19 protein-coding genes and 2 pseudogenes are annotated in these 24,204 nt (G+C 41.9%); 18 read left to right on the forward strand and 3 right to left on the reverse strand.

Annotated elements, in window-relative coordinates; genetic code table 11:
- The first annotated feature begins 264 nt into the window (after positions 1-264).
- From SWP_RS10905 to prpF, 6 genes are all read left to right on the forward strand, one after another.
- Entirely contained in the window at positions 265-756 is a 492-nt protein-coding gene (locus SWP_RS10905; RefSeq protein WP_020912529.1) for a hypothetical protein, read from the forward strand.
- 477 nt (positions 757-1,233) lie between these two features.
- The gene (locus SWP_RS10910) at positions 1,234-1,893 is read left to right on the forward strand and encodes a GntR family transcriptional regulator (protein WP_020912530.1); all 660 of its coding nucleotides are present in this window, start codon (positions 1,234-1,236) and stop codon (positions 1,891-1,893) included.
- A gap of 128 nt (positions 1,894-2,021) precedes the next feature.
- Positions 2,022-2,900 (forward strand): methylisocitrate lyase, encoded by an 879-nt coding sequence (prpB, locus tag SWP_RS10915; protein ID WP_020912531.1) that lies wholly within the window; start codon positions 2,022-2,024, stop codon positions 2,898-2,900.
- Between the two features lie 178 nt (positions 2,901-3,078).
- Entirely contained in the window at positions 3,079-4,203 is a 1,125-nt protein-coding gene (gene prpC, locus SWP_RS10920) for a bifunctional 2-methylcitrate synthase/citrate synthase (protein WP_020912532.1), read from the forward strand.
- Positions 4,204-4,346: 143 nt separating this feature from the next.
- A complete protein-coding gene (acnD, locus tag SWP_RS10925) occupies positions 4,347-6,953 on the forward strand; it encodes a Fe/S-dependent 2-methylisocitrate dehydratase AcnD (RefSeq protein WP_020912533.1) in 2,607 nt (868 codons plus the stop codon).
- 223 nt (positions 6,954-7,176) lie between these two features.
- Complete coding sequence (prpF, locus tag SWP_RS10930) at positions 7,177-8,385, forward strand: 2-methylaconitate cis-trans isomerase PrpF (protein ID WP_020912534.1); 1,209 nt, start codon at positions 7,177-7,179, stop codon at positions 8,383-8,385.
- Positions 8,386-8,487: 102 nt separating this feature from the next.
- On the opposite strand, the pseudogene SWP_RS24445 reads toward prpF, so the two are convergent.
- Positions 8,488-8,589: pseudogene (locus SWP_RS24445) on the reverse strand (winged helix-turn-helix transcriptional regulator); the annotation flags it as partial.
- Positions 8,590-8,593: 4 nt separating this feature from the next.
- On the opposite strand from SWP_RS24445, the pseudogene SWP_RS10935 reads away from it, so the two are divergent.
- The 10 genes and pseudogenes from SWP_RS10935 to SWP_RS24175 all read left to right on the forward strand — a co-directional run.
- Positions 8,594-9,505: pseudogene (locus SWP_RS10935) on the forward strand (aldehyde dehydrogenase family protein); the annotation flags it as partial.
- Positions 9,506-9,661: 156 nt separating this feature from the next.
- On the forward strand, positions 9,662-10,102 hold the full coding sequence (locus SWP_RS24755; RefSeq protein WP_020912539.1) for a 2OG-Fe(II) oxygenase family protein: 441 nt from the start codon (positions 9,662-9,664) through the stop codon (positions 10,100-10,102).
- A gap of 511 nt (positions 10,103-10,613) precedes the next feature.
- Positions 10,614-10,898, forward strand: a complete 285-nt coding sequence (locus SWP_RS10945; RefSeq protein WP_044555853.1) for a YkgJ family cysteine cluster protein — start codon at positions 10,614-10,616, stop codon at positions 10,896-10,898.
- A gap of 565 nt (positions 10,899-11,463) precedes the next feature.
- A complete protein-coding gene (locus tag SWP_RS10955; RefSeq protein WP_044555855.1) occupies positions 11,464-12,324 on the forward strand; it encodes an efflux RND transporter periplasmic adaptor subunit in 861 nt (286 codons plus the stop codon).
- Positions 12,324-12,752, forward strand: a complete 429-nt coding sequence (locus tag SWP_RS10960; protein WP_020912544.1) for an FUSC family protein — start codon at positions 12,324-12,326, stop codon at positions 12,750-12,752. Before SWP_RS10955 ends, SWP_RS10960 begins: the two co-directional genes overlap by 1 nt.
- Before the next feature lie 217 nt (positions 12,753-12,969).
- Positions 12,970-13,920, forward strand: coding sequence for an IS110-like element ISSpi5 family transposase (locus tag SWP_RS10965; protein WP_020911050.1), 951 nt, complete (start codon positions 12,970-12,972; stop codon positions 13,918-13,920).
- A gap of 49 nt (positions 13,921-13,969) precedes the next feature.
- Complete coding sequence (locus SWP_RS10970; protein ID WP_143711190.1) at positions 13,970-15,313, forward strand: FUSC family protein; 1,344 nt, start codon at positions 13,970-13,972, stop codon at positions 15,311-15,313.
- Between the two features lie 228 nt (positions 15,314-15,541).
- Positions 15,542-17,722, forward strand: coding sequence for an OsmC domain/YcaO domain-containing protein (locus SWP_RS10975; RefSeq protein ID WP_020912546.1), 2,181 nt, complete (start codon positions 15,542-15,544; stop codon positions 17,720-17,722).
- A 118-nt stretch (positions 17,723-17,840) separates the two neighbouring features.
- Positions 17,841-18,602 carry a DNA alkylation repair protein gene (locus tag SWP_RS10980; RefSeq protein ID WP_020912547.1) on the forward strand — a complete coding sequence of 254 codons (762 nt, stop codon included), beginning with the start codon at positions 17,841-17,843 and terminating at the stop codon, positions 18,600-18,602.
- Positions 18,603-18,605: 3 nt separating this feature from the next.
- Entirely contained in the window at positions 18,606-18,743 is a 138-nt protein-coding gene (locus tag SWP_RS24175; protein ID WP_020912548.1) for a hypothetical protein, read from the forward strand.
- Between the two features lie 89 nt (positions 18,744-18,832).
- On the opposite strand, the gene SWP_RS10985 is transcribed toward SWP_RS24175, so the two are convergent.
- Entirely contained in the window at positions 18,833-20,440 is a 1,608-nt protein-coding gene (locus SWP_RS10985; protein WP_020912550.1) for an ABC-F family ATPase, read from the reverse strand.
- Positions 20,441-20,768: 328 nt separating this feature from the next.
- On the opposite strand from SWP_RS10985, the gene SWP_RS10990 reads away from it, so the two are divergent.
- Positions 20,769-21,266 carry a VF530 family DNA-binding protein gene (locus tag SWP_RS10990; protein ID WP_044556392.1) on the forward strand — a complete coding sequence of 166 codons (498 nt, stop codon included), beginning with the start codon at positions 20,769-20,771 and terminating at the stop codon, positions 21,264-21,266.
- A gap of 119 nt (positions 21,267-21,385) precedes the next feature.
- Here the strand turns inward: SWP_RS10990 and SWP_RS10995 are convergent, their stop codons facing one another.
- Positions 21,386-22,957 carry a sulfatase family protein gene (locus SWP_RS10995; protein ID WP_020912552.1) on the reverse strand — a complete coding sequence of 524 codons (1,572 nt, stop codon included), beginning with the start codon at positions 22,955-22,957 and terminating at the stop codon, positions 21,386-21,388.
- 319 nt (positions 22,958-23,276) lie between these two features.
- On the opposite strand from SWP_RS10995, the gene melR reads away from it, so the two are divergent.
- Positions 23,277-24,185: a transcriptional regulator MelR gene (gene melR, locus SWP_RS11000; protein ID WP_020912553.1), complete on the forward strand. Its 909-nt coding sequence runs from the start codon at positions 23,277-23,279 to the stop codon at positions 24,183-24,185.
- Positions 24,186-24,204 lie beyond the last annotated feature (19 nt).

Consider the following 24,204-nt stretch of genomic DNA (forward strand, 5'->3'; position numbering starts at 1 on the left):
ATCACGATGCGTTTATGGAGTGAATAAAGTTTAATACTGAATGATGTTACCAGTCCGAGTAAGCGGTATTAATTGTTGGATTCAGTTGCTATTTATTGACGGAGTATATGCTGTTTTGCGCGTCATCAAACTTTAACGAACTATCAGGTTTTCCCAGTATTGTTACGAGTATGACTTTTAAAAAAATGGCGTATATTGAGCGCAAATCAATCAGTTCGACATCTACTTATACTCAAATTGAAACGGATTTTGAGGGAGGCTACATTGAAAAAGACAGGTATAACACACCTTGTTATTGGCTGTTTATATGGCGCTATTTTGGTAGGGTGTTCTGAAGAACAGAATGCTAATTTACCGAACAGCAGAAGTCATAATACACCGGCATTGTCCCAAGCGAGTTCTACAGATAACCTTAATGTTGATCTACTTACGGCACAGAAAAATCTCAGTGCAGCTCAAGTACACTTATCAAAAGTTAAGCTCGCTCTGCTAGCCGCTGAGTCGAGAGAATACCAACATACTTTTGCAGGTGGGGAGCTTAGTCATATTTATCCCTATGACGCAGCTTACTGCGCAAATGCTCTCGCTGAAGTTTACAGTGCTGAGGAGCGATTAATGAGTGCTGAACTTGATGTTGCTTTTGCTGTGACGATGACTAAGTATCAGGGGATGTACGCTGCTGTTGTGACCAAGGCTGCTGCGGTGTCACCTTCAGTGTCGACTAGCACACTTATTCTCCTAACCGATCAATATTAGATTGTACTATCAAGCCAACAATGATTGGACGGGTTTGGCTTAAATTGGAAGAATTGCTACGGTGAGAGTAGGTGACTATCAATATTGTCGACACTAATCTGTGCTAGAACGATATCCTATTAATCGTTTAATCTTAGCTGGGGTGGTTGGTTTTTTGTCTTTACTCTATTGTGTTGTAAAATGTTTTTATGCTAGTGACACCAAGTGTACTGGCAGGTGGTGAGGTGTTAAGTCGTTGTATATATGGTTTTTTAATGTTTTTTGATAAAGTGTTTCTGTATTTTATTGGTAGTTCCTCACCTCTTTTTATTCTTCTAGCCTGTAAATTTAAACGCTCCAATCGCTTCTTTTAAACAATAAAGTGTAGTGCCTACTTGACTCGGTTTTTGTCGACAATATTGCCTCAAAGTGTTGACTTGGTCACATAATGGCGATAAATTGTCGACAATCTAGTTTTAAACTATCAAGTCTTTTTATATGACCTTTTTTACTGAACAGCCCGTCACAGCAGCAGATAAGACTTTTTTCCAACTAAGAAAAGACATCGTAGAAGGCGATATCGCTGCTGGTTCTAAGCTTAGTGAAACTGAGTTGTCGACAAAATATGCGGTTAGCCGCGCAGTTATTCGAGAAGCGATAAACCGTTTAGAAGCAAGTCATTTGGTCGAACGAAAAGCGAATGTTGGTGCCAGAGTTGTTACCTTAACTCCCGAAGGCTTGATAGAACTTTATCAAGTTCGCGAGTCGCTTGAGGGGATGGCTGCACGCTTGGCTGCACAGAATATGACCGACGGTGAAATAGCCGATCTACAGGCTCTACTCAATAGCCATTTCGACAAAGTCCAGTCTGGAAAAACATACTACCAAGAAGCTGGCGATGTCGATTTTCATTATCGCATCATCCTCGGCAGTAAAAATAAACACCTTATCTCTATATTAACCGATGGGATTTATCATCTAGTACGTATGTATCGTGTGCAACTAGGTATGAGTGGCCCACGGGTAACAACGGCATTCGATGAGCATAAACATATTGTTCAAGCGATCTGTAATCGCGACGCAGAACTTGCAGAGATGCTGATGCGCCGACATATTTTGTACTCAAAATCGAGTATCGAAAATAAGCTGAATTTGTAGAAGTTAATCTTGAAACATAAAGTTGTAATCAATAGACAGTTAAATCACTAATTTATTTTTCTTTAATCTAGCTTGTTACAGCATCGAATAATGACAAGTTAGTTGAGCCATAACAAAGGGAGCACCACATGAGCGCAGGTAAGAAGTTTCGTGAGGCCTTAGCAGCCAATAGTCCATTACAAATAGTCGGTACCATCAACGCTTATTCAGCCATGATGGCAAAAAAGATTGGTCATCAGGCTATATACCTATCAGGTGGCGGCGTCGCTAATGCCTCTTATGGTTTACCTGATCTAGGTATGACCTCATTAAATGACGTAATTGTTGATGTGCAGCGTATCACTTCTGCTTGTGACTTACCGTTAATGGTTGATATCGATACGGGTTGGGGCGGCGCATTTAATATTGCTAAAACTATTCGTGATATGGAAAAAGCGGGTGCAGCCGCTGTGCACATGGAAGATCAAGTTGCGCAGAAGCGCTGCGGCCACCGACCTAATAAAGAGATCGTGTCAACTGAAGAGATGGTTGATCGTATTAAAGCGGCCGTTGATGCTCGCACAGACGCAGACTTTTTCATCATGGCGCGCACTGATTCATTCGCACAAGAAGGGCTAGAGGCCGCGATTGCACGTGCTAAAGCCTATGTTGCAGCAGGCGCTGACGGTATTTTTGCTGAAGCGGTAAAGACCGAAGAGCATTATCGCGCATTTAGTGAAGCACTGGATGTGCCTATTCTTGCCAATATTACCGAGTTTGGTCAAACCGAACTGTGGAATAAAGAACAGCTTGGTGAGTGGGGGGCTTCAATGGTGCTTTATCCATTGAGTGCGTTTAGAGCGATGAATAAAGCGGCAGAAATGGTATATAGCTCGATTCTTGAGCATGGCGATCAAAAAGCGGTAGTTGATTCAATGCAAACACGCATGGATCTCTACGACTACCTTGGTTATCACGATTATGAGCAAAAGCTAGATAGCTTGTTCGCCGAAGGTAAGAATCTCTAATTATTTGAAAATTTAGTCAGTAAAAGTGGCTGTCATTAGCCAGCCAAACCTTACAACTTGTGTCAGCAATTACACCTCGCAGCATTGAGGAGCTGACTTAAGCACAAAAATATAAAAATGCGGGGCTTAGTACGTAAAGTTAAGCCACCAGCAATATAAATTGAAAAGGAATACAGTCATGGTTGATAAAAAATTGAGTGGTGCGGGTCTTCGTGGTCAAAGTGCTGGTGAAACTGCGCTTTGTACTGTGGGTAAATCAGGTTCAGGTTTGACTTATTGTGGCTACGATGTGTCTGATCTTGCTGACAACGCAACGTTTGAAGAAGTTGCATATTTACTGTTTAACGGAGAGCTACCTAATCAAACTCAGCTTGATCATTATAAGACTGAGCTGTTTTCACAGCGTGATCTACCTCAAGCATTAAAGGAAGTATTGCAACGTATTCCTGCTGATGCACATCCAATGGATGTGATGCGCACTGGCTGTTCATTTCTCGGTAACCTAGAACCTGAAGTCGATTTTTCAGAGCAGAACAAAGCTGCTAATCGACTGCTGGCAGCTTTTCCGGCGATTATGTGTTACTGGTACAAATTCTCCCATGAAGGTGTTGAGATTGATTGTGTGACGAATGAAGATTCGATTGGCGGTCACTTCCTACATTTATTGAATGGTAAGGCGCCTTCTGAGCAACATAGACGTGTGATGGATGTATCTTTGATTCTTTATGCTGAGCATGAGTTTAACGCATCGACATTTACTGCACGCGTTTGTGCATCGACTTTATCTGATATGTATTCTTGTATTACTGGTGCAATCGGCACTCTGCGTGGGCCACTGCATGGTGGTGCAAACGAAGCGGCAATGGACATGATCCAGCAGTTTAGCTCTCCCAGCGATGCTAAAGAGCAAATGGCCGGTATGCTTGAGCGTAAAGAGAAGATCATGGGCTTTGGCCATGCAATTTACCGCACCTCTGATCCACGTAATGTGATTATTAAAGCTTGGTCTGAAAAACTCGCTGCCGAGTTTGGTGATACATCGCTATATGATATCTCTGTCGCTTGTGAAGAGTTCATGTGGGACACCAAGAAACTATTTTGTAACGCTGATTTCTTCCATGCATCGGCTTACCATTTTATGGGGATCCCAACTAAGTTATTCACGCCGATATTTGTATGCTCGCGCTTAACGGGGTGGGCAGCCCATGTGATGGAGCAACGATCAAATAACCGAATCATACGTCCAAGTGCTGATTATACTGGGAGTGAGCCGCGTAAGGTTTCCCCTATCAGTGAAAGATAGTCATAGCGATCAGTAAGAGAGACAGCATCCACTGTCTCTTTTGAGTTTATCATTATAATTATAAAAGATATTTTCAGGTTTATATTTTTCATCTCAATTAAAAGTAAAGTGCCTTAAATATCACCATTGATGTGGAACGCCCTATGAACACAAATTACCGTAAACCCCTGATTGGTACCGAGTTAGATTTTTTCGATACTGAAGAGGCCGTCAATGCCATCAGTCCGAATGCCTTTAAAAAGTTACCGTATTGCTCCCGTGTATATGCTGAGAACTTAGTTCGCCGCTGCAGTCCAGAAACCTTAACCGACAGCCTTAAGCAGATCATTGAAGGCAAACGCGATTTGGATTTTCCTTGGTATCCTGCGCGCGTAGTCTGTCACGATATTCTTGGCCAAACAGCCTTGGTGGATCTTGCGGGCCTGCGCGATGCCATAGCCGATAAAGGCGGCGACCCTTCAAAAGTTAACCCCGTAGTGCCAACACAACTTATTGTTGATCACTCACTGGCGGTAGAGCATGCGGGGTTCGAGAAAGATGCTTTTGATAAAAACCGTGCCATTGAAGATAGACGTAATGATGACAGGTTTCACTTTATCAACTGGACCAAAACGGCGTTCAAAAATATTGATGTGATCCAGCCTGGTAACGGCATCATGCACCAAATCAACCTTGAGAAGATGTCTCCCGTTGTCCAAGCCCGCGACGGTGTCGCTTTCCCTGATACTTTAGTGGGTACTGATAGCCACACTCCTCATGTTGACGCATTAGGGGTTATTGCTATTGGCGTCGGCGGTCTAGAAGCCGAAAGCGTAATGCTTGGTCGCCCATCTTATATGCGTCTGCCTGATATTGTTGGTGTTGAGCTGGTGGGTAAACGCCAAGCGGGTATTACCGCAACGGATATTGTTTTGGCAATCACTGAGTTTTTGCGCAGTGAGAAAGTGGTGTCAACTTACCTAGAATTTTTCGGTGAGGGCGCGGCCAATCTTACTTTAGGCGATAGAGCAACGATCTCTAACATGACGCCTGAATTTGGCGCAACTGCAGCGATGTTCTACATCGATGATAAGACCATAGATTATTTAACACTTACAGGCCGTGATGATAAGCAAGTTAAGTTAGTCGAGACCTATGCCAAACAAGCGGGTTTTTGGGCTGATACGCTCAGCGAAGTTGAATATGAACGGGTGCTGCGTTTTGACTTATCAAGTGTTGGCCGTAATATCGCAGGTCCGTCAAATCCGCATCGCCGAGTATCAACCAGTGATCTCGCTAAAAAAGGCATTAGTGGTGTAGTTGAAAACGAAGACGGGTTGATGCCTGACGGCGCGTGTATTATTGCGGCAATTACCAGCTGTACCAATACCTCTAATCCACGCAACGTGATTGCTGCAGGTTTACTTGCTCGTAATGCTAATGCTAAAGGTTTAACGCGTAAACCTTGGGTGAAAACCTCATTAGCTCCAGGCTCAAAAGCGGTGCAGTTATATCTTGAAGATGCCAACTTATTACCTGAACTTGAAGCACTTGGTTTTGGAATTGTTGGCTTTGCATGTACTACCTGTAACGGCATGAGCGGCGCGCTCGACCCTGTTATTCAAAAAGAGGTTATTGAACGCGATCTTTATTCAACGGCAGTGCTTTCTGGCAACCGTAACTTTGATGGTCGTATCCACCCTTATGCTAAACAAGCATTTTTAGCATCACCACCTCTTGTGGTTGCCTATGCCATTGCCGGCACTATACGTTTTGATATCGAAAAAGACGTGCTGGGAACTGATGCTGATGGCAAGGATATTTTGCTTAAAGATCTGTGGCCGACCGATGAAGAGATTGATGCGGTAATTGCCAAAAGCGTTAAGCCAGAGCAGTTCCGAAAAGTCTATGAGCCGATGTTCGATATTAAAGTTGAGTACGGCACCGATAATGATCCTCAGTATGATTGGCGTCCACAAAGCACCTATATTCGCCGCCCTCCTTATTGGGAAGGTGCACTGGCAGGTGAGAGAACCATGAAAGGCATGCGCCCATTAGCAGTATTGGGAGATAACATTACGACTGACCATTTATCGCCTTCTAATGCGATTATGCTAGATAGTGCCGCTGGGGCTTATCTCGATAAGATGGGACTGCCAGAAGTTGATTTTAACTCCTATGCTACTCATCGCGGTGATCATTTAACAGCACAGCGTGCAACCTTTGCTAACCCAAAATTGTTTAACGAGATGGTGACCCAGATCGGGAAGGGTGGCGAAGTTGAAATCAAGCAGGGCTCTTATGCTCGTATTGAACCTGAAGGGGTTGAATCACGTATGTGGGAAGCGATCGAGACTTATATGGACCGTAAGCAGCCATTGATCATTATCGCTGGAGCGGACTATGGACAAGGATCAAGTCGAGACTGGGCAGCTAAAGGTGTCCGCCTTGCTGGGGTTGAAGTTATCGTTGCTGAAGGGTTTGAGCGTATCCACCGAACAAACTTAGTTGGGATGGGAGTACTACCGCTTGAATTCACTCATGGCGAGAACCGCCATAGCTACCAAATTGATGGTACTGAAACCTATGACGTGATTGGCGAACGTACACCAGGAGCTGCATTAACGGTAATCATGACTCGTCAAAACGGTGAAATTGTTGAGATCCCTGTTAAGTGTCGATTAGATACAGCCGAAGAGGTCTCTATCTATGAAGCTGGTGGGATTTTACAGCGCTTCGCGCAAGACTTTTTAGAGTCTTCAGCCGCATAAAGTATAGGGTCTTCAGCAAGTTAAAGCGTATCGTTGAAGGTAGCTGTATTTTTAATAGCTTCGGTGGCTTTTTGGCATCGAAGCTCAATGCTGATTAACTTTAGTTTTTAAGAGTACAGAAACCAAATTATCTGATCTTTACATGCAGATATTTACGCGGTTGTTTACTTTAGCAATAAAAGTTAACTCTCGGATATATAAAGAACTGTAGCGGTAACCTAATATGACAATTAAAAAAGTACATTCACCTCAGATTAAAGTGCCAGCAACCTATATGCGCGGTGGCACGAGTAAAGGCGTATTTTTCAACTTAACTGATCTTCCTGTTGCTGCGCAGATCGCTGGTAAAGTGAGGGATTCATTATTACTGCGGGTGATCGGTAGTCCAGATCCCTACCAGAAACAGACTGATGGCATGGGGGGAGCGACATCAAGTACCAGTAAAACGGTCATTGTGGACAAGAGTAACGAGCCCGATCACGATGTTGATTATCTGTTTGGCCAAGTAGCCATTGATAAACCTTTTGTAGATTGGAGTGGTAACTGTGGCAATTTATCTGCTGCGGTTGGCTCGTTTGCGATTAGCAGTGGCTTAGTCGATCCGAGCCGTGTACCAGATAATGGCATTGCTGTTGTGCGGATTTGGCAGAAAAATATCAGTAAAACCATTATCGCCCATGTGCCTATGACCAATGGTGAAGTGCAGGAAACGGGTGATTTTGAATTAGATGGAGTGACCTTTTCTGCGGCAGAAGTACAGGTCGAGTTTATGGATCCTGCCGATGGTGAAGGTGCTATGTTCCCTACCGGTAATCTGGTAGATGATTTGGTTTTACCAACCGATATCGTATCAAGTGGCAGTGTGAAAGCGACGATGATCAATGCAGGCATTCCAACGATATTTATCAATGCAAGGGATTTAGGTTATAGCGGTGCAGAGTTACAAGAAGCGATAAATAGCGATCAGGCAGCCCTGAGCATGTTTGAAACTATCCGAGCTTATGGTGCAGTGCAAATGGGTCTTATAAAGCACATTGATGAAGCCGCGGCTCGCCAGCACACACCAAAGATCGCTATCGTGGCAGCGCCTATCGATTACGTATCTTCTAGCGGTAAGGCGATAGACAAGGAAGATATTGACCTAAATGTACGCGCATTGTCTATGGGGAAGCTACACCATGCAATGATGGGCACCGCAGCTGTGGCTATTGGCACCGCGGCGGCGATACCAGGTACCTTGGTAAGCCAAGCCGCTGGTAATGTAGAACGTGAGTCAGTGCTGTTTGGTCATCCGTCAGGTACGCTTAAAGTGGGCGCGCAAGCTAGCCAAGTCGCAGGCCAATGGAAAGTAAACAAAGCAGTGATGAGCCGAAGTGCGCGAGTGTTAATGGAAGGCTGGGTGAGGGTACCAACTGACGTACTTGATTGCTAAGTTGAGTGTTTAAACCTTTGTGTTTACTCTCTGCTAACTAACCTCCATCAAAACCGCATTTCCAACAAAGGCAGTGCGGTTTTTTGTTGTATGACATCAACACTAAAAATGATTATCTTCAGTCCAACTCTTGAGCTTTTCCAAAATGTCTAAAGCGGTACGGCCAAACTTGGTAATTTCATAAGTGACAGCGATTGGCCGATCACAGCTCTCTCCTTGGAATGACCCATTGGCCATGGCTAATAACTTACTACTGCCAGCTCTAATGGCCAGTAATAGCGTTATTTTAAAACCTTCGAAGGAGACGCCTTTAGTTGCAGATCTGTTTGTCAAAACGCTAAATTAAGTATTGCCTGATGGTTTATTGTAGATAGCCTATGGTGGTGATACCGGTACAGCATTAGTGAACTGTGATGTCAAAATGGTGGCCTTTACTGGTTCATTAGCAGCAGGTAAACACATTATGGCGAGCGCCGCGTCATCACTTAAAAGGTTAGTCATGGAGCTAGGCGGTAACGATCCCATGATCGTGATGGCTAGTGTTAATATTGACAAAGCGGTGCAATTTGCTGTCGCAAGCTCGTTTGAAAATGCCGGACAGATGTGTACCTCCACCAAGCGTATTTACGTCGAACAACGCATTGCTGAAGAGTTTGAACAAAAGGAAGTGGCATTAGCTAGCCGATATCAGCTTGGGGCGTGGGATAAACTTGGTGTCAATATTGTCCCAATGGTTAATGCTAAACAACACTGCAAAGTTGTTTCGCATCTTAAAGATGCTGAACTAAAAGGAGCGAAATTCTTGTTAGTTCATGCTGATTATCAACCGCCTTTTATTCAGCCAACAGTCGTAACTAATATCACTACTGATATGTTACTAGCACAAGATGGAACCTTTGCCCTGTTGTCGCGATAAGCCGTTTTAATGATATTTCTGAAGCTATAGATCGAGCCAACAATAGCCCATACGGGTTGAGTGCTTTGGTATTTGGTGGAGCAGATATTGCACAGCAAATGGAGGCGCTGGCTCGTGGGTTGGTGCCAAACAAAGTGGATTTGGCTTTCATGGAGGCCTGCGGATCACCGACAGTTTTCCCTGGTAAGAGTATTCAGTAAATAAGCGCTAAGTTCGCATGCATGTGCGCATATCGGCTACTAAATTAATTCATGGCAAATAGAAGATACTTGCTATTTGCAGTTCGAAATCAAAAATATAGTAAAAACGTTATGAATCTAGAAAATAGACCTAAATCCTTTCTATGTTGCAGTATTTGAGATGGGGGCTGAGCATGCTGCATTGCCAATATGGGAAAATACTAATAAAAATCCTGCCAATTTGAGTGTTGAATATTCTTCAATGCAGGTAGATGTAAAGGAGCTGCAAGAGGTGCCCGGCGCATTTCAATTGCTTAATGTGTTGTCTAAAACTGAGTGTAGTAGTCTTATCGAAATTAGTGAACAACTTGAATTTTTGCCGGATACAGCGGTTTCGTTACCGAGAAGCGGACGCCATAATGATAGCTTTACATGGATTGTAAATGAGCAGACTGATGGAATAATCTGGCAACGTATTGCACATTTAATGGGCGACAGACAAAGGTTATTTAACGGTAGTAAAGCGTTAGGGACAAACGCCCGCTTTCGATTTTATCGATATGGACAAGATGATTATTTTAAGCCGCATCAGATGGTGCGTGGCCAGGGATTCGTATTATAGATAATGAACTTATTGCTAACGCTTATCCTGAGCGCTTTAGTCAAATGACATTCTTGATGCTATTGAGTGAAGAATTTTAAGGCGCAGAGACCCGTTTCTTGGTTAATGCTGAAGGTGCTTCCAAACCAGCAAAAGCGCATGATCAAATTAATAATGTGGATATTATAACCCCCGCTGGTAGTGTGCTGTGCTTTCCACACCTAATGCACCCGTCGCATTGTATTCATAGTTCGGTACCAATCACTAAAGGTGTTAAGTACATTATCTGTTCTGACGTTTTGTTTGAGCTGTAAAGCTATCTATAAATATTATCTGTTATAGTCGCCAGTCAAGGCTTGGCTAGAAGCATACTGAATAAACCGTACATGAAAAAATACAGTCCTTAGCTTTAAAGTACTGTGATTTTGTTTCGGTATCATTTAACCATCTCGTGGATGGTTATTGCCATTACTGCGTGTTTAATTGCACAGATTTGAGGTAAAATGTACGATTATTCAATATTGTGATCCGCATGACCATTAACATTAAGAATGTATCTGAACCTGAAGTCACTTGTTCTAACTGCCAAGCATGCTGTTGTCGGTTAGAAGTGATGATAATCACTGATACTGGCGTTCCAGAAACCTATATAGCGACCGATGAATGGGGTGCTGAAACAATGCTTCGTTTAGATGATGGTTGGTGCGCCGCCCTCGATAGAGAAACTTTGATGTGTTCTATTTACGAAAATAGGCCGTGGATCTGCCGAGAGTTTGAGATGGGCTCATATGAGTGCAGAGTAGAGCGAGAAGCATAAATAAGTCTTAAATACGCTAGATTAGCCTATCCCTTAGTAAGCACTCAAGACCTTAGCAGTTCAGCAGTTATAATATAATTATGCAGTAGCGCTCTAGTCCCTTTGAACGCAAAATTTTATCTATTGTCTCCCCAATACAATATCTATCACAGTTCGTTTGTAGAATGACATTTTACGTGACGAGGTAAACTGCACCTCTGTTAGTTATTCGTCAAATTTATAGGCAAAAGTACTACTTTAAGTCTATAACTTTAATCAGTAATTCAATTTTAAATACTTAGGGTTATCACTAGAAAATTATAACACTTTACAAGTATTGCTCTTTGGGACAACAGATAGGGAATATCTATATGTTCGAAACTTCGTTGTTTGGTAGCCTTTATATTACGCCATTTTTTGTGACGTTCTTTTGGGGATCTGTATTTTGGCTATCAGCTCGAAAGTCCAAATTTTTCCATATTATTGCCATTCCAGTTGAGTTAAGTGGCTATGTTGCCGTATCAACTTGGATCTTAACTATTACCTTGGTTCATTTTGGTCGGGTTGCTTTATTGAGATGGCCGATATGAAAATAGATAGAGCCTTAGTGATGACTATTATACTGGTATTAGCATCTATTGGGTTTAGTTATTACCTATGGGTTTTCTATATGGTTTCACCTTGGACGCGTGACGCGCGTGTTCATGCTGATATTTCTCATATTGCAAGTCAAATTGCCGGTAAGGTAAAGCAAATACACGTGAGCACTGACGAGAGAGTGAGTAAAGATCAATTACTGTTTGAACTAGAGGGAGATGATCAAGTTATTGCATTGGCTAAAGCAAGGGCGGCGCTAGAGCAGGGGGAGTATCAGTTAAAGCTATTGCAAGACGAAGAACTGCGGCTATTGGGGATCAGAGGCAATCTGGTATCAGAAGATGAACGAGAAAAAGCAAATACTTCGGTAAAAGAGCAGCAAGCTGAGGTAAAAGTGTTAACAGCAGATCTTTCCCAAGCACAGCTCAATATTAAGCGTACAAAGATTTATGCACCGCATGCAGGTTACATATCAGCTCTAGACTTTACCCAGGGTCAGGTGGTTACACCTGGGCAGCAGGTGCTTGCACTTATCGATCTCAATAGTTTTACAGTTAAGGCATATTTTGAGGAAACTCGCATAAGAGAGTTGCGATCTGGTCAAAAGGCCAGAATACGTTTGATGGGGCGAGACGACATTATTCTAAACGGGACAGTGATCAGTATTGCGCGCGGGATCAATAATAACAATGAGACCAAAGGGAGCCAACAGTTACCAGATGTACAGCAAACATTTCCTTGGATACGATTAGCGCAACGAGTGCCTGTAACCATTGAATTTGATGATCAGCAACGAGTACAGCAGTTGCATCTGTTTTCCGGTTCTACCGCTTCTGTTGTTATTGAATAATGGCACTGTCGCCAAGTAAGATCTCAAGTTGGCGTTGGCTAATTCCAGATTTTACTAATGCCGAAGTCATGGCTGGCATTAGAATGGGTTTGGCATTGTCGGGCTGTACATTGACGGCAATGTATTTAGATTTAGAAAGCCCTTCTTGGGCAACGACAACAGCGCTATTAATTACTTTAGTTGGCAGTTTTGGCGGTGTGATAGATAGAGGTCTTTCTCGTTTAAAAGGCACATTACTCGCTGTGCCACTTGGTATTATTGCATATAACTATCTTATCAATGATCCGTGGTTATTTTCTTTTGGCATCGCTTTTATCACAGCAGCACTTATCTTACCTTCATTATTAAGAAAAAATAATGAGCGATATATTTTTAACGTCACTTGTTCAACATTCATCTTAATCGCCATAAATGGCTTGTATGGATAATAAACCCACCTAATTACACTTAATTCCCAGTTTCGGGTAATGTGAGACCCAGGCTTTAGCTGCAACTAAAGCTTTCATTTGTCGTAGTTCGATTGAATGATGGATCCTCTATCGAGAGACCGATAACAAGAAAGAACGCGACAAACGACTCCAAGCAAAATACTCGAATAGTCTACTGGGTCTCGAACCCGCATTTGCAAGCAAGAGTTAGCTTATTATGAAATCAAAAACTAATCAAAACATTAACGTTGGTGTCGATACTGGTAAGTACCAACTCGACATTTATATTCGACCACTAGATATCTATTTCACCGTTTCTAACGATGAAAAAGGGATTAAAGAAGCAGTGCGCCTCATTAAAAAGTACCATCCTGAGCGTATTGTCATTGAAGCGACAGGACGTCTTGAGATGCCCTTTATCATGGCTTGTGCTAACGCCAATTTACCCTTCGTGATAGCCAATCCGGTTCACATTAAACGCTTTGCTGGAGCAATAGGCCAACGCGCTAAAACAGATAAGCTAGACGCACAGCTGATAGCTCATTACAGTGAAGCGATTAAACCTAGGCTATCAACGCTAAAGCCTGATGTCATGCAGGCTATGAGCGATCTCGTAGGAAGGCGGAGCCAGCTTTTGGTCATGCAAACGATGGAAAAGAATCGGCTTCAAATTCTCCCTCAAGAGCTTGCAATGACGATCAAGCCAATCTTAACGGTCTTCAAAAATCAGATAACGAAGATAGAAGATAAAATCGTTAAACTCATCGAATCGAACGCTGACTATCAAGCTAAAAACCTTATCCTGCAAAGCATGAAAGGAATAGGTAAAATTGCCGCAGCATCCATTATCAGTAACCTACCAGAGCTTGGCTATATTAATAACAAAGAAGCCAGTTCGTTGGTTGGTGTAGCACCGATGAATAAAGAAAGTGGACGCTTTAAAGGCCATAGAAAAATCCAGGGAGGGCGACATCAAGTTAGAACCGTTTTGTACATGGCAATGATGTCAGCAATACAATCCAACCCCGTTTTTAAAGAGACTTATCAGCGACTCGTTGCCGCAGGAAAACCTAAGAAAGTCGCGATTATTGCATGCGTAAGAAAGATGGTTGTGATCCTAAATTCGATGCTAAGAGATGGTGTTTTGTGGGAAGCGCCAAAAGCTTAAAACTAGCTATTGACGCCATAGTCTCTTGTTAGTCAGTAACTCGCAAGATATGTTGCAGACGATTGCAAACCGAGTCTCTGAAGTCAGTCTAGGGATCCTATTTTCCTTTTTTGCCACTCTGGGAACTAAACCTAATTATGAAGTCAATAAATTGTATGCACAGTTAGAAAAATTGACGCAAATAACCAAGAACTCAATCAAGGATAACCGGTACCAATTAGACATTTTACAAGCGTTGGAGACTTTAGTTCCTGCATCAATTGAGTCAGTGAAAATTGGGCTCCATGCTAATAGTTTAGAACTTGCCTTATCAAAATTGTTGTTAGCTACAGAGTTGTCAGACGCCGCTCATACTGTACCATTATCGGCTACGTCCCAGTTATTGCTGGATGAAAAAGTTGAGCACTTGATAAAGGATTATCGCGTTGCTTATAAACAGCTAATTTCTTCAAGAAAGATCCCAAAGACGAGTAATCGTAGACTTAGGAGTTTAACGCCAACAAACTGGCAAATAGTTGCTGTAGCATCTTCCCGGGTATTTTGGGTTATCTCTTTTTCGTTACTATATTGGTACTTTTCTGGGTTCCAAAGTGCGCCCGCAGCTTTGTTGCTAGGTTGTATATTTATATCAATTTTCTCTACTCAAATAGGTTTCACTAAACAACTTAAAAGTTTCCTTATCGCCGCGATTCTCGGTTCAAGCTTAGGTTTTTTATTTGCTAATAGTCTGTTTTTAGCTATTCCTATATGGCAGTGGCTATTTTTAGTTCTATTCGGTGCGGGGTTTGTCAGTGGTTTACTACTAACCAGAGCTGGCTCCAAAACTCCTATCGTTCTGTTTGGTACAGTCTTTTTTCTGTCCGCGTTGGGACTTAATAATTTGGCAGTTTTTGAGCCTATCACCAGTTTTAATAATGCCTTAGTACATCTTATAACTGCATTGCAGTTGTGGTTAGGCTTTATGTTGATCCCAGAACCTAGTCAGGAGTACATCGCGAGATTATCAATAAAGTCTATTCAAAAGAATACAGTTAAAGCAGTGCACTACAAAATTGTAAAACCCTCAAAATACTTTGTGGTACAGATGCAGCGTCGCTTGCAGATAAGTCAGCTGCAAGGATTCAATATCGGCCGAGAAAGAAAGCAACTGTGTAATATTGAAACGACAAAAGGAATATTGGCACTTCGTGCTAATGAAAAGCTAGTTACTGTTGGGCTCAATATGGCTAATTTGCTGGAGCAGTTTGATAGCTCAGAGAAGGCTGCTGAATATTTGCAGCAGCTAGATAACTCTAAGATTGATGATATAGAGCAGCTTGTTGCTACTGTAGTTTGTTTTTTTGAACTACAACAATGGAGACAAGCGGTGACTGTAGCTAAACCCATAAGCTAGAGGTCGATTGCTATTATTTTTGTATGACTGATGTTCTTTTAGTCTAGTCGTTAACATAGCAGTTGAAGCTGTATGGAAATGACTCATTTATAGCTTATGAGGATCTGATAGTGATCTAATTGGTGCTTTTAGTTAATTAACCCAAGACTATTGCCTTAAAAACACCGATAATTCCCTATATTAAGACACGCTAGCCTATTTACAGCGCACGACTCTGGACATTATTTAATGGAAATCAAAGTAAACTTTCTCGATAATCTTAGACTTGAAGCCAAGTTCGATGATTTTACCGTCACTGCCGATCAGCCTATTCGCTATAAAGGCGATGGTTCTGCACCTAGTCCATTCGATTACTTCTTAGCGTCTTCAGCACTATGCGCTGCTTATTTCGTCAAGGTGTACTGTAAAGCACGAGATATTCCAACTGATAATATCCGTCTGTCTCAGAACAATATTGTCGATCCAGAAGATCGCTACAACCAGATCTTTCAAATCCAAGTAGAACTGCCAGATGATATATCTGAGAAAGATAAAACCGGTATATTACGTTCTATCGACCGCTGTACTGTGAAAAAAGTCGTTCAGACTGAACCAGAGTTCAAAATTGAAACAGTAGAAAACCTAGACACTGACGCTAACGCAATGTTAATGGGGCAGGCGGATGCGGATGCTAGCACCTATATCTTAGGTAAAGATTTACCACTTGAACAAACCATTAGCAACATGACGGGCATGCTTGCTGATCTGGGAATGAAGATAGAGATCTCCTCTTGGCGTAACATTATTCCAAACGTTTGGTCTTTACATATTCGCGACGCCGCATCGCCTATGTGTTTTACCAATGGTAAAGGTGCAACTAAAGAAAGTGCATTATGTTCGGCCCTTGGTGAATTCATTGAACGTTTAAACTGTAACTTCTTTTATAACGATCAGTTCTTTGGAGAAGAGGTTGCCAACAGCGAGTTTGTGCATTATCCCAATGAGAAATGGTTTGAGCTAGAAGATGATGATTCACTACCCGCTGGTATTTTGGATCAACACTGTCTTGGGATTTATAATCCTGATGGTGAGCTGGCGGGCTCAAACCTGATTGATACGAACTCTGGGATGATTGAGCGTGGGATCTGTTCAATTCCTTATGTTCGCCATTCGGATGGCGAGACGGTGTACATTCCATCTAATCTAATTGAAAATCTTTTCTTAAGTAACGGCATGAGCGCAGGTAATAACTTGGCTGAAGCTAAAGTTCAGTGCTTGTCAGAGATTTTTGAACGTGCAGTTAAAAGACAAATCATCGAACAAGAGATTGTATTACCAGAAGTGCCTATGGCTGTATTAGAAAAATACCCAAGTATATTAGCGGGTATTCAAGGCCTTGAAGCACAGGGATTCCCAGTGGTCGTTAAAGATGCGTCATTGGGTGGCCAATTTCCAGTGATGTGCGTGACCTTAATGAATCCCCGTACTGGCGGCGTCTTTGCCTCATTTGGAGCGCATCCGAGTTTTGAAGTTGCGCTTGAGCGAAGCCTAACGGAACTTCTCCAAGGTCGAAGCTTTGAAGGCTTGAATGATGTGCCAAAGCCGACGTTTGATAGCATGGCAGTGACAGAACCAGAGAACTTTGTCGATCACTTTATCGATTCTACAGGTGTTATCTCATGGCGCTTCTTTAGCAGTAAATCTGACTTTGATTTTTGTGAATGGGATTTCTCTGGCACTAACGAAGAGGAAACAGAGAGTCTGTTTGGGATTTTGGCTGAAATTGGTAAAGAGGCCTACATTGCAGAGTTCGATCAACTCGGCGCGTCAGTTTGTCGTATCCTAGTACCTGATTACTCAGAGGTGTACCCAGTTGAAGATCTTATTTGGGATAACACCAATAAATCATTGCACTACCGTGAAGATATCCTCAATCTACATCGATTAGGTGATGCGGAACTGGCTGATTTGGTTGAACGACTTGAAGAGAGCCAACTCGACAATCAAACTGATATACCGACTTTAATCGGTATTGTATTTGATGAAAATACGCCTTGGGGCCAATTAACGATTGTTGAGCTTAAAATTCTTATCTACTTAGCTCTGGGTGAGCTTGAAGATGCTATGGAGTTGGTGGCTGAATTTTTGCAATACAACGACAATACGGTTGAACGAGGCTTATTCTATCAAGCCGTGAGCGCAGTGCTTGAAGTTGCAATGGACGAAGAGTTAGAACTAGAGGATTTCCTTAGCAACTTTACTCGAATGTTTGGTAAAGAGGTGATGGAAAACGTTGTCGGTTCAGTTAATGGCGATGTTAAATTTTATGGATTGACTGAAACCAGTATGAAGCTCGAAGGAATTGAACCGCATTTAAGATTGATTGAAAGTTACAAAAAGCTTCACAAAGCGCGTAAGGATCAAATGTAAGCCAATCGTTTACTCGGTCAAAATGTTTACTATTGAGCCCATCTTTTGATGGGCTTTTTGTTATTAGATTCGATAGTAGTATATTGATGTCTCGTTAAGCTCAAGGAGTGCTATGCCCATGACGAACTGTAATCAATACCGTGCTTATCACAGAGAGTTACTGGCTCGGCTTAAGGCCGTTAGCACGGCCGAGAATGTGACTGCGATGGCGAGATTTTTCAGCCATGAAGTGAATTTCATTGGTGTTAAAGCGCCAATGATTAAACAGCTTGTGCAAGAGTTTCAAGCTGAGCAGACTCAGTTAGAGGCTAATGGGTATTTAGCGTTAACAGAGCACATCCTTGAGCATGCTAAGTATACCGAAGAGGTGCTACTCGCATTTGGACTGATTAATAAGTTTGTTAAACGTCATTATGATGAAAAGCTGTTATTGCGTTTTGAGTATTGGCTGGAGCATTATGTATCTAACTGGTCTCATGTTGACGATCTTTGTATCAAAACCATCTATCAATATATGCTTTCTAGACCGCATTTGATTGAATCGACTCAAGGTTGGTCTAAGTCGACTAACCCTTGGTGTCGCCGCGCATCTAATGTGGTGTGGGTTAAATTTATTAAGCGCAAGATAGGTAAAAGTACTTTTAGGCTGTCAAAGCTGCTTATATTTGAAAACTGCGATCGCTTACTTAAAGATGAAGATCCCTTTGTTCAAAAGAGTGTCGGTTGGTTACTTAAAGTCGCAGCAGTAGAGCATGAAGAGGATGTTATTCGCTATCTTAAAAATAATATTAATAGCATGCAGCGTGGTACTTTACGCTACGCCATAGAGAAACTCGATCCTTGCATACGCAAGCAGTTGCTTAGCTTTACTAAAGGATAAAGAGTGAAAACATTACTGCGTTATATCGTGATAACGTTAGCTGCATTAGCCGTTACCATTTTAGTGCTATTTGTGATGGCTAGCCTTATCAATATGCAGATCCCAGAAACTGCCGCTAGCATTATCGTTTGTTTTGGTTAGCAGCAATGACGATAAGTATTAAAAAAGCCATTTGAAAGTTCAAATGGCTTTTAGGCTTAGCTATAGCGCCGCACAAAGCTGTTTAATGGCTAAGCTTTATTTGCTAGGGATTCTGCTTGGCTAGCCATGTACTCATTAAAGGTACCGTGGAAGTTAATTAGCTTCTGATCCCTGACATCAATGATGTGAGTTGCTAGAGACGAAACAAACTCTCTGTCGTGGCTCACAAATATCAAAGTACCTTCAAACAATTTTAGCGCATTGTTTAACGCTTCAATTGCTTCCATATCCATGTGGTTGGTTGGCTCATCCATAACCAGCACGTTGATGTCCATCATCATTAACTTACCAAACAATAGGCGGTTTTTCTCACCACCAGAGCAATTGCGTGCTTTTTTGTTAGCATCGTCTTCTGTGAATAAGAGGCGACCTAACATACCGCGAACCATTAAATCGTTGTGACGTGGAGTACGCCATTGCGACATCCAATCAAATAACGACAAGTCGTTATCAAAATCTTTATTGCTGTCTTGTGGGCAATAACCAATGGCTGCATTTTCAGACCATTTTATCACACCTTGCTTGTTCGCCAGTTCATTGACTAAGCAGCGTAGCAGGGTGGTTTTACCTACACCGTTCTCGCCAATTACCGCAAGCTTTGCACCAGCTTCTAAGATCAGCTCACCACCTTTAAATAGCATTTCGCCGTCAAACCCATGACCGAGCTCTTCGATTACTAATGCTTGGCGGTGCATTTTCTTGCTTTCATCAAAACGTAGAGATGGCGTCATACGGCTAGAAGATTTTACTTCATCAAGGGAAATTTTTTCTAATTTCTTTGCGCGTGAACTTGCTTGCTTAGCTTTTGAAGCATTTGCACCAAAGCGATTTACGAAGTCTTGAAGCTCAGCCATTTCAGCGCTTTTCTTGGCATTACCTGCCAGAAGTTGCTCTTGAATAAGCCCTGCTGCTTCAAGAAAGTATTCGTAGTTGCCAGGGTAAACACGCAGTTCACCGTAATCAATATCCGCCATATGCGTGCAGACAGTGTTTAAGAAGTGCCTGTCGTGCGAGATGATAATCATAGTGCACTTGCGTTTGTTTAGCTCTTCAGCCAACCAACTGATGGTGTGGATATCCAAGTTGTTGGTTGGCTCATCGAGTAACAAAATATCTGGGTTTGAAAATAATGCTTGTGCCAGTAAAACACGTAGTTTTTTACCCGGTGCGACTTGGCTCATTAAACCGAAGTGATACTCTTCTTCTATACCTGCTTCAATTAGGATTTCGCCTGCGCGGCTTTCTGCACTGTAGCCATCCATTTCAGCAAATTCACTTTCAAGCTCTCCGACCTTCATGCCATCTTCTTCACTCATTTCTGGCAGGGAGTAGATGCGCTCACGCTCCTCTTTAACTTCCCATAGCTTCGGATCGCCTTGAATAACAGCATCAATAACGCTGTACTGTTCAAACGCAAATTGATCTTGGCTTAATGTACCGACTTTTTGACCTGGTGTGATTGACACGTTGCCAGAAGTAGGCGCAAGTTCACCACTTAAGATCTTCATGAAAGTTGACTTACCACAGCCATTTGCACCGATTAAACCATAACGGTTGCCGTTGCCAAATTTTGCGGAGATGTTTTCAAACAGTGGCTCAGGGCCAAACTGCATGGTGATGTTTGCGGTAGAGATCAATGGAATATCCTGAAAGGTTAAGTATTCAAAGCTAAGCAGATAATCGCAAGCCTTACTAAAGACAAGCATTTGCCAAGGTAAAACAGCCGCGGATTATACAGACATCGGTGGTTATATGTCGAGCAAGCAACACGGAATTACTCGAAATAAGACGGTTTTAAGGGCTTTTGTCTATTTTATTGATAGGCAATTGAATTTGAAGTGGGTGATAACGTCATTTTCTTGTTATTATTAAAAGTATATTTTGGCCGTTACTTAAATGGTCTCGTTAGTTATATAACGCTCAGTACATTATCAGCGATTTGGACATCCCATGATTGAACGCCCCATGCTTGAACATCAAAAGAACAACCCTTTGCACGGTCTTAACTTGGAAACCATGCTTACAGAACTCATCAAGTTTTATGACTTTAAAGTGCTGTACGCAGCGCTTAGGTTAGAATGTTTTAACTTGAATCCAAACATGGAAGCTTGTGTCAAGTTTCTAAAGAAGACTGAGTGGGCCAGAGAGCGGGTTGAAAGCTTTTATCTTTACCGCTTCAAGCGTATGCCCAAAGGCAGTGAGCAGCAAATGGAGCTAAAACCTAGAGAGCGTGGATACGCTAATGGAATAGTACCTCGTCAACCACAAAAGTTGACGGTAGAACTGGTCGCTGAAATGCGTGCAAAAGCGCAAGAAAATTATAAAGCGATGAAAAATAGCGGGCAGCGACCGCGTTACGGTAAAGATAAGCCTAAAGCCCAAGACTCGTATGCACAAAATAAGCGTTCAGCGGGTAAACGTTCTGCTCCTTCACAAGATCCAACAAACCCTTGGGGTAAGTAACCAAATTGTTGTGAAAAGCTTTTACTGTTAGGTATCAGGTGGATTCTTCTTGTTTGCCAGGTAGATAGACTTGAGTCGCAGTTGGTTTTTGGCGTTGACCATAAACCAACTGCTACGAGTTAGAGTTGTTCAACTTTTTCAAAACGTGCATTCTTAAGTGGGTACTGTGAGCCCGATAGCTTAGGGTATTGCTTTCGAAGCTTATCGAACTCTGGATTAATTGCGGTATCGCCCCAAATCCCTAGCATCAATTTCAAAGACTCTTCTCGCTCTGGATACTGACCTAAGTCGTTACTATTTTTAATCCAAAGGTTTAGTATATTGCGATGCTTAATAAGCTCTTGTGCATACTTTTTATTCGAAACAAGATTGTTGATTTCATGGGGATCGTTCACAAGATCATATAACTCTTCTGGTTCACGAGTCGGTTCAAAATGTTTTGCTTGTACCGGGTTGAGTTTTCCTTGCTCGTAGAGTGCTCGACTCACTTGAGTCAGTTTCCATTCATCACGATAGCTTGGCTGCATACCCGAGCGTTCGGGGTAAAAATTTTTAATATATTTGAAGCGTTCAGTCCGAACAGAGCGGATCCTGTCTATGGTAAAGTCACAGCGGTCTCGAGCTGAAATCACAAATTCTTTAGCTTTATATTGTGGATCAAAAAGGTTTTTACCCTCAAAATAGTCAGGTATTTGAATACCCGCAACAGCAAGTGAAGTGGCACTGATATCAAGCCCACTGATCAGCTCATCCCTTTGTGCTGTTTTCACTATATTTGGTTGTCCTTTCCAATATGCAATAAAGGGGACTTTAATCCCACCTTCGTACAAAAACTGTTTATGGCGTAAAAAACGAGTACCGTGATCGGCAAAGAACAAGACTAAAGTATTTTCTAATTCACCATCCGCTTCTAATTTCTCAAAGATAGTAGCGACTTCCCGGTCAGTGATTTCCATCGACTCTAAATAACGTGCCCATTCATTTATGACAACAGGATCATTTGGGTAGTAGGGCGGTAACTGAATTTGCGCCCGATCAATTGGATATTTAATTTTGTCTTTGAAAGTGCGACTAAATATCTGCTTACCGCCTTTTAGTTGGATTTGCCCAAAAAATGGTTGGCTTTTATCGGGGCGGTCACTCCAATCCATTTTCAACCCAGACTGTCCATAAAGGGGGTGTTTGGCATAATCACCTTCATAAAGCTCTTCTCTGTTATAGCTAAAATTGTAATCATCTTTACCGCTGTTAAACGTGTAGTATCCGGCATCTTTAAATAATTCCGGCAGTGTTTTTATTTCTTTAGGAAGAAAAAAGGCCGACTCTGGCGTTCGTGCACTATGGTGGTTATGCACGCCAGTCGTTGTTTGCATCATGCCAGTCATCATTGCTGAGCGTCCCGCTGAACAGACTGGCGCAGGCATAATGGTATTGGTAAACTTGGTGCCCTGTGATGCGATTTGATCAAGTGTAGGGGTATGAACTAGAGGTTCACCATCGCTGCCTAAATGAGGTGATATATCCTCAACATAGATCCACAAAATATTCGGCTTTATAAGCTTAGAATCCTCAAGTGGTGCCTTATTTTTAACTAGCTCCCCAGTAGTGGATCCTGGCGATGATTGTTTTGAGCATGAACAGATAGCGCCAACCATGAGTAAAGCGCTTAAGCCTCGAATGAACTGAGTCATTTTATTTACCTACTTTCCATTTTTAAAACAAGAAATCCGTCTTTTGCTAAATCTCTGTTTAGCCTTAGTTACATAGATATAACCAAAACTAGATAAAGAACACCTCCTGTAAGGTCGGTAAAACTTCTCTAAAGCTAACCTTTAAGTCAATTTTGCTGCTCAGTAGCGCTGATTTCATTATGGAAAAGCAATTATGAAGAGTAATAATTCTATTACTCCTGTTTAAACACTATTAATTCCTGTTTTATGTTATAGCGTTGTTGGCATGTTAATTTTCGGTTAAGTTGTTATTACGATCAACACGACAATGAGAATAAAAATGCTTGATTGGGTAAACAGGATAAAATTTAAAGAAAACAGCCCATTAGAAACACAGGCTCATGAAAGTAACTTCGGTTTTCAACGTCATAAACCAGAGATAATGCCAACTAGCCATTGGCATGGGCATATTGAAATTAACTATCTGTTTAATTGTAGCGCAGACTATTTGATCAATGGCAAACACATCAGTGTACCTGAAGGTAAAATGATCCTTTTTTGGGCTTCGATACCTCATCAAATGGTTGCTTATGAGGGCGACGGTGAGATGGTGAATATATACATACCACTCAATGCGTTTTTATCCTGGAAAATGTCCAATGATTTCATTAGTAACATTTTACACGGAGAAGTACTGGTAGCAGAAAACCTTCACGCGAGCGATAAGGTTATCACTCAACTTTGGCAAGACGATCTGCAAAAGAAAGAGATCTATCTAACAATGCAGGTGATAGATGAAATACGTAATCGTATACGTCGGATGTCTATGGAGTCCTATAGCACTTTTGATCTCAACAGAAACTCAAATAAGCAAGATCGTAAGTCCTTAGTCAGTGGACTGCCGCATATCCAAACTATCTTAAAATATATCGCTGATAACTATGACCAAAAAATTACTATTGATGACGTTGCCAAGTTAACAGGCTTGCATCCTAATTATGTAATGAAATTATTTCAAGGGATAATGAAGATTTCAATTAAGCAGTACATCAATCAATTACGGTTACAGCATGCTCAGGCGCTGTTAGTTGATACCAATAACCCTGTATTGAATATAGCACTAGAAGCTGGGTTCGGTTCTATCAGTCGCTTTTATGACATATTTCAAAGAGAGTTCAATATGACTCCACTGCAGTTTAGAAATTCAATAGTGAATCCTCAAAAAGAGATTGAGCAGGCTTTGAGTTGATTTTACCATCAAAAAAATT

Source organism: Shewanella piezotolerans WP3, from assembly GCF_000014885.1.
Taxonomy (GTDB): Bacteria; Pseudomonadota; Gammaproteobacteria; order Enterobacterales; family Shewanellaceae; genus Shewanella; species Shewanella piezotolerans.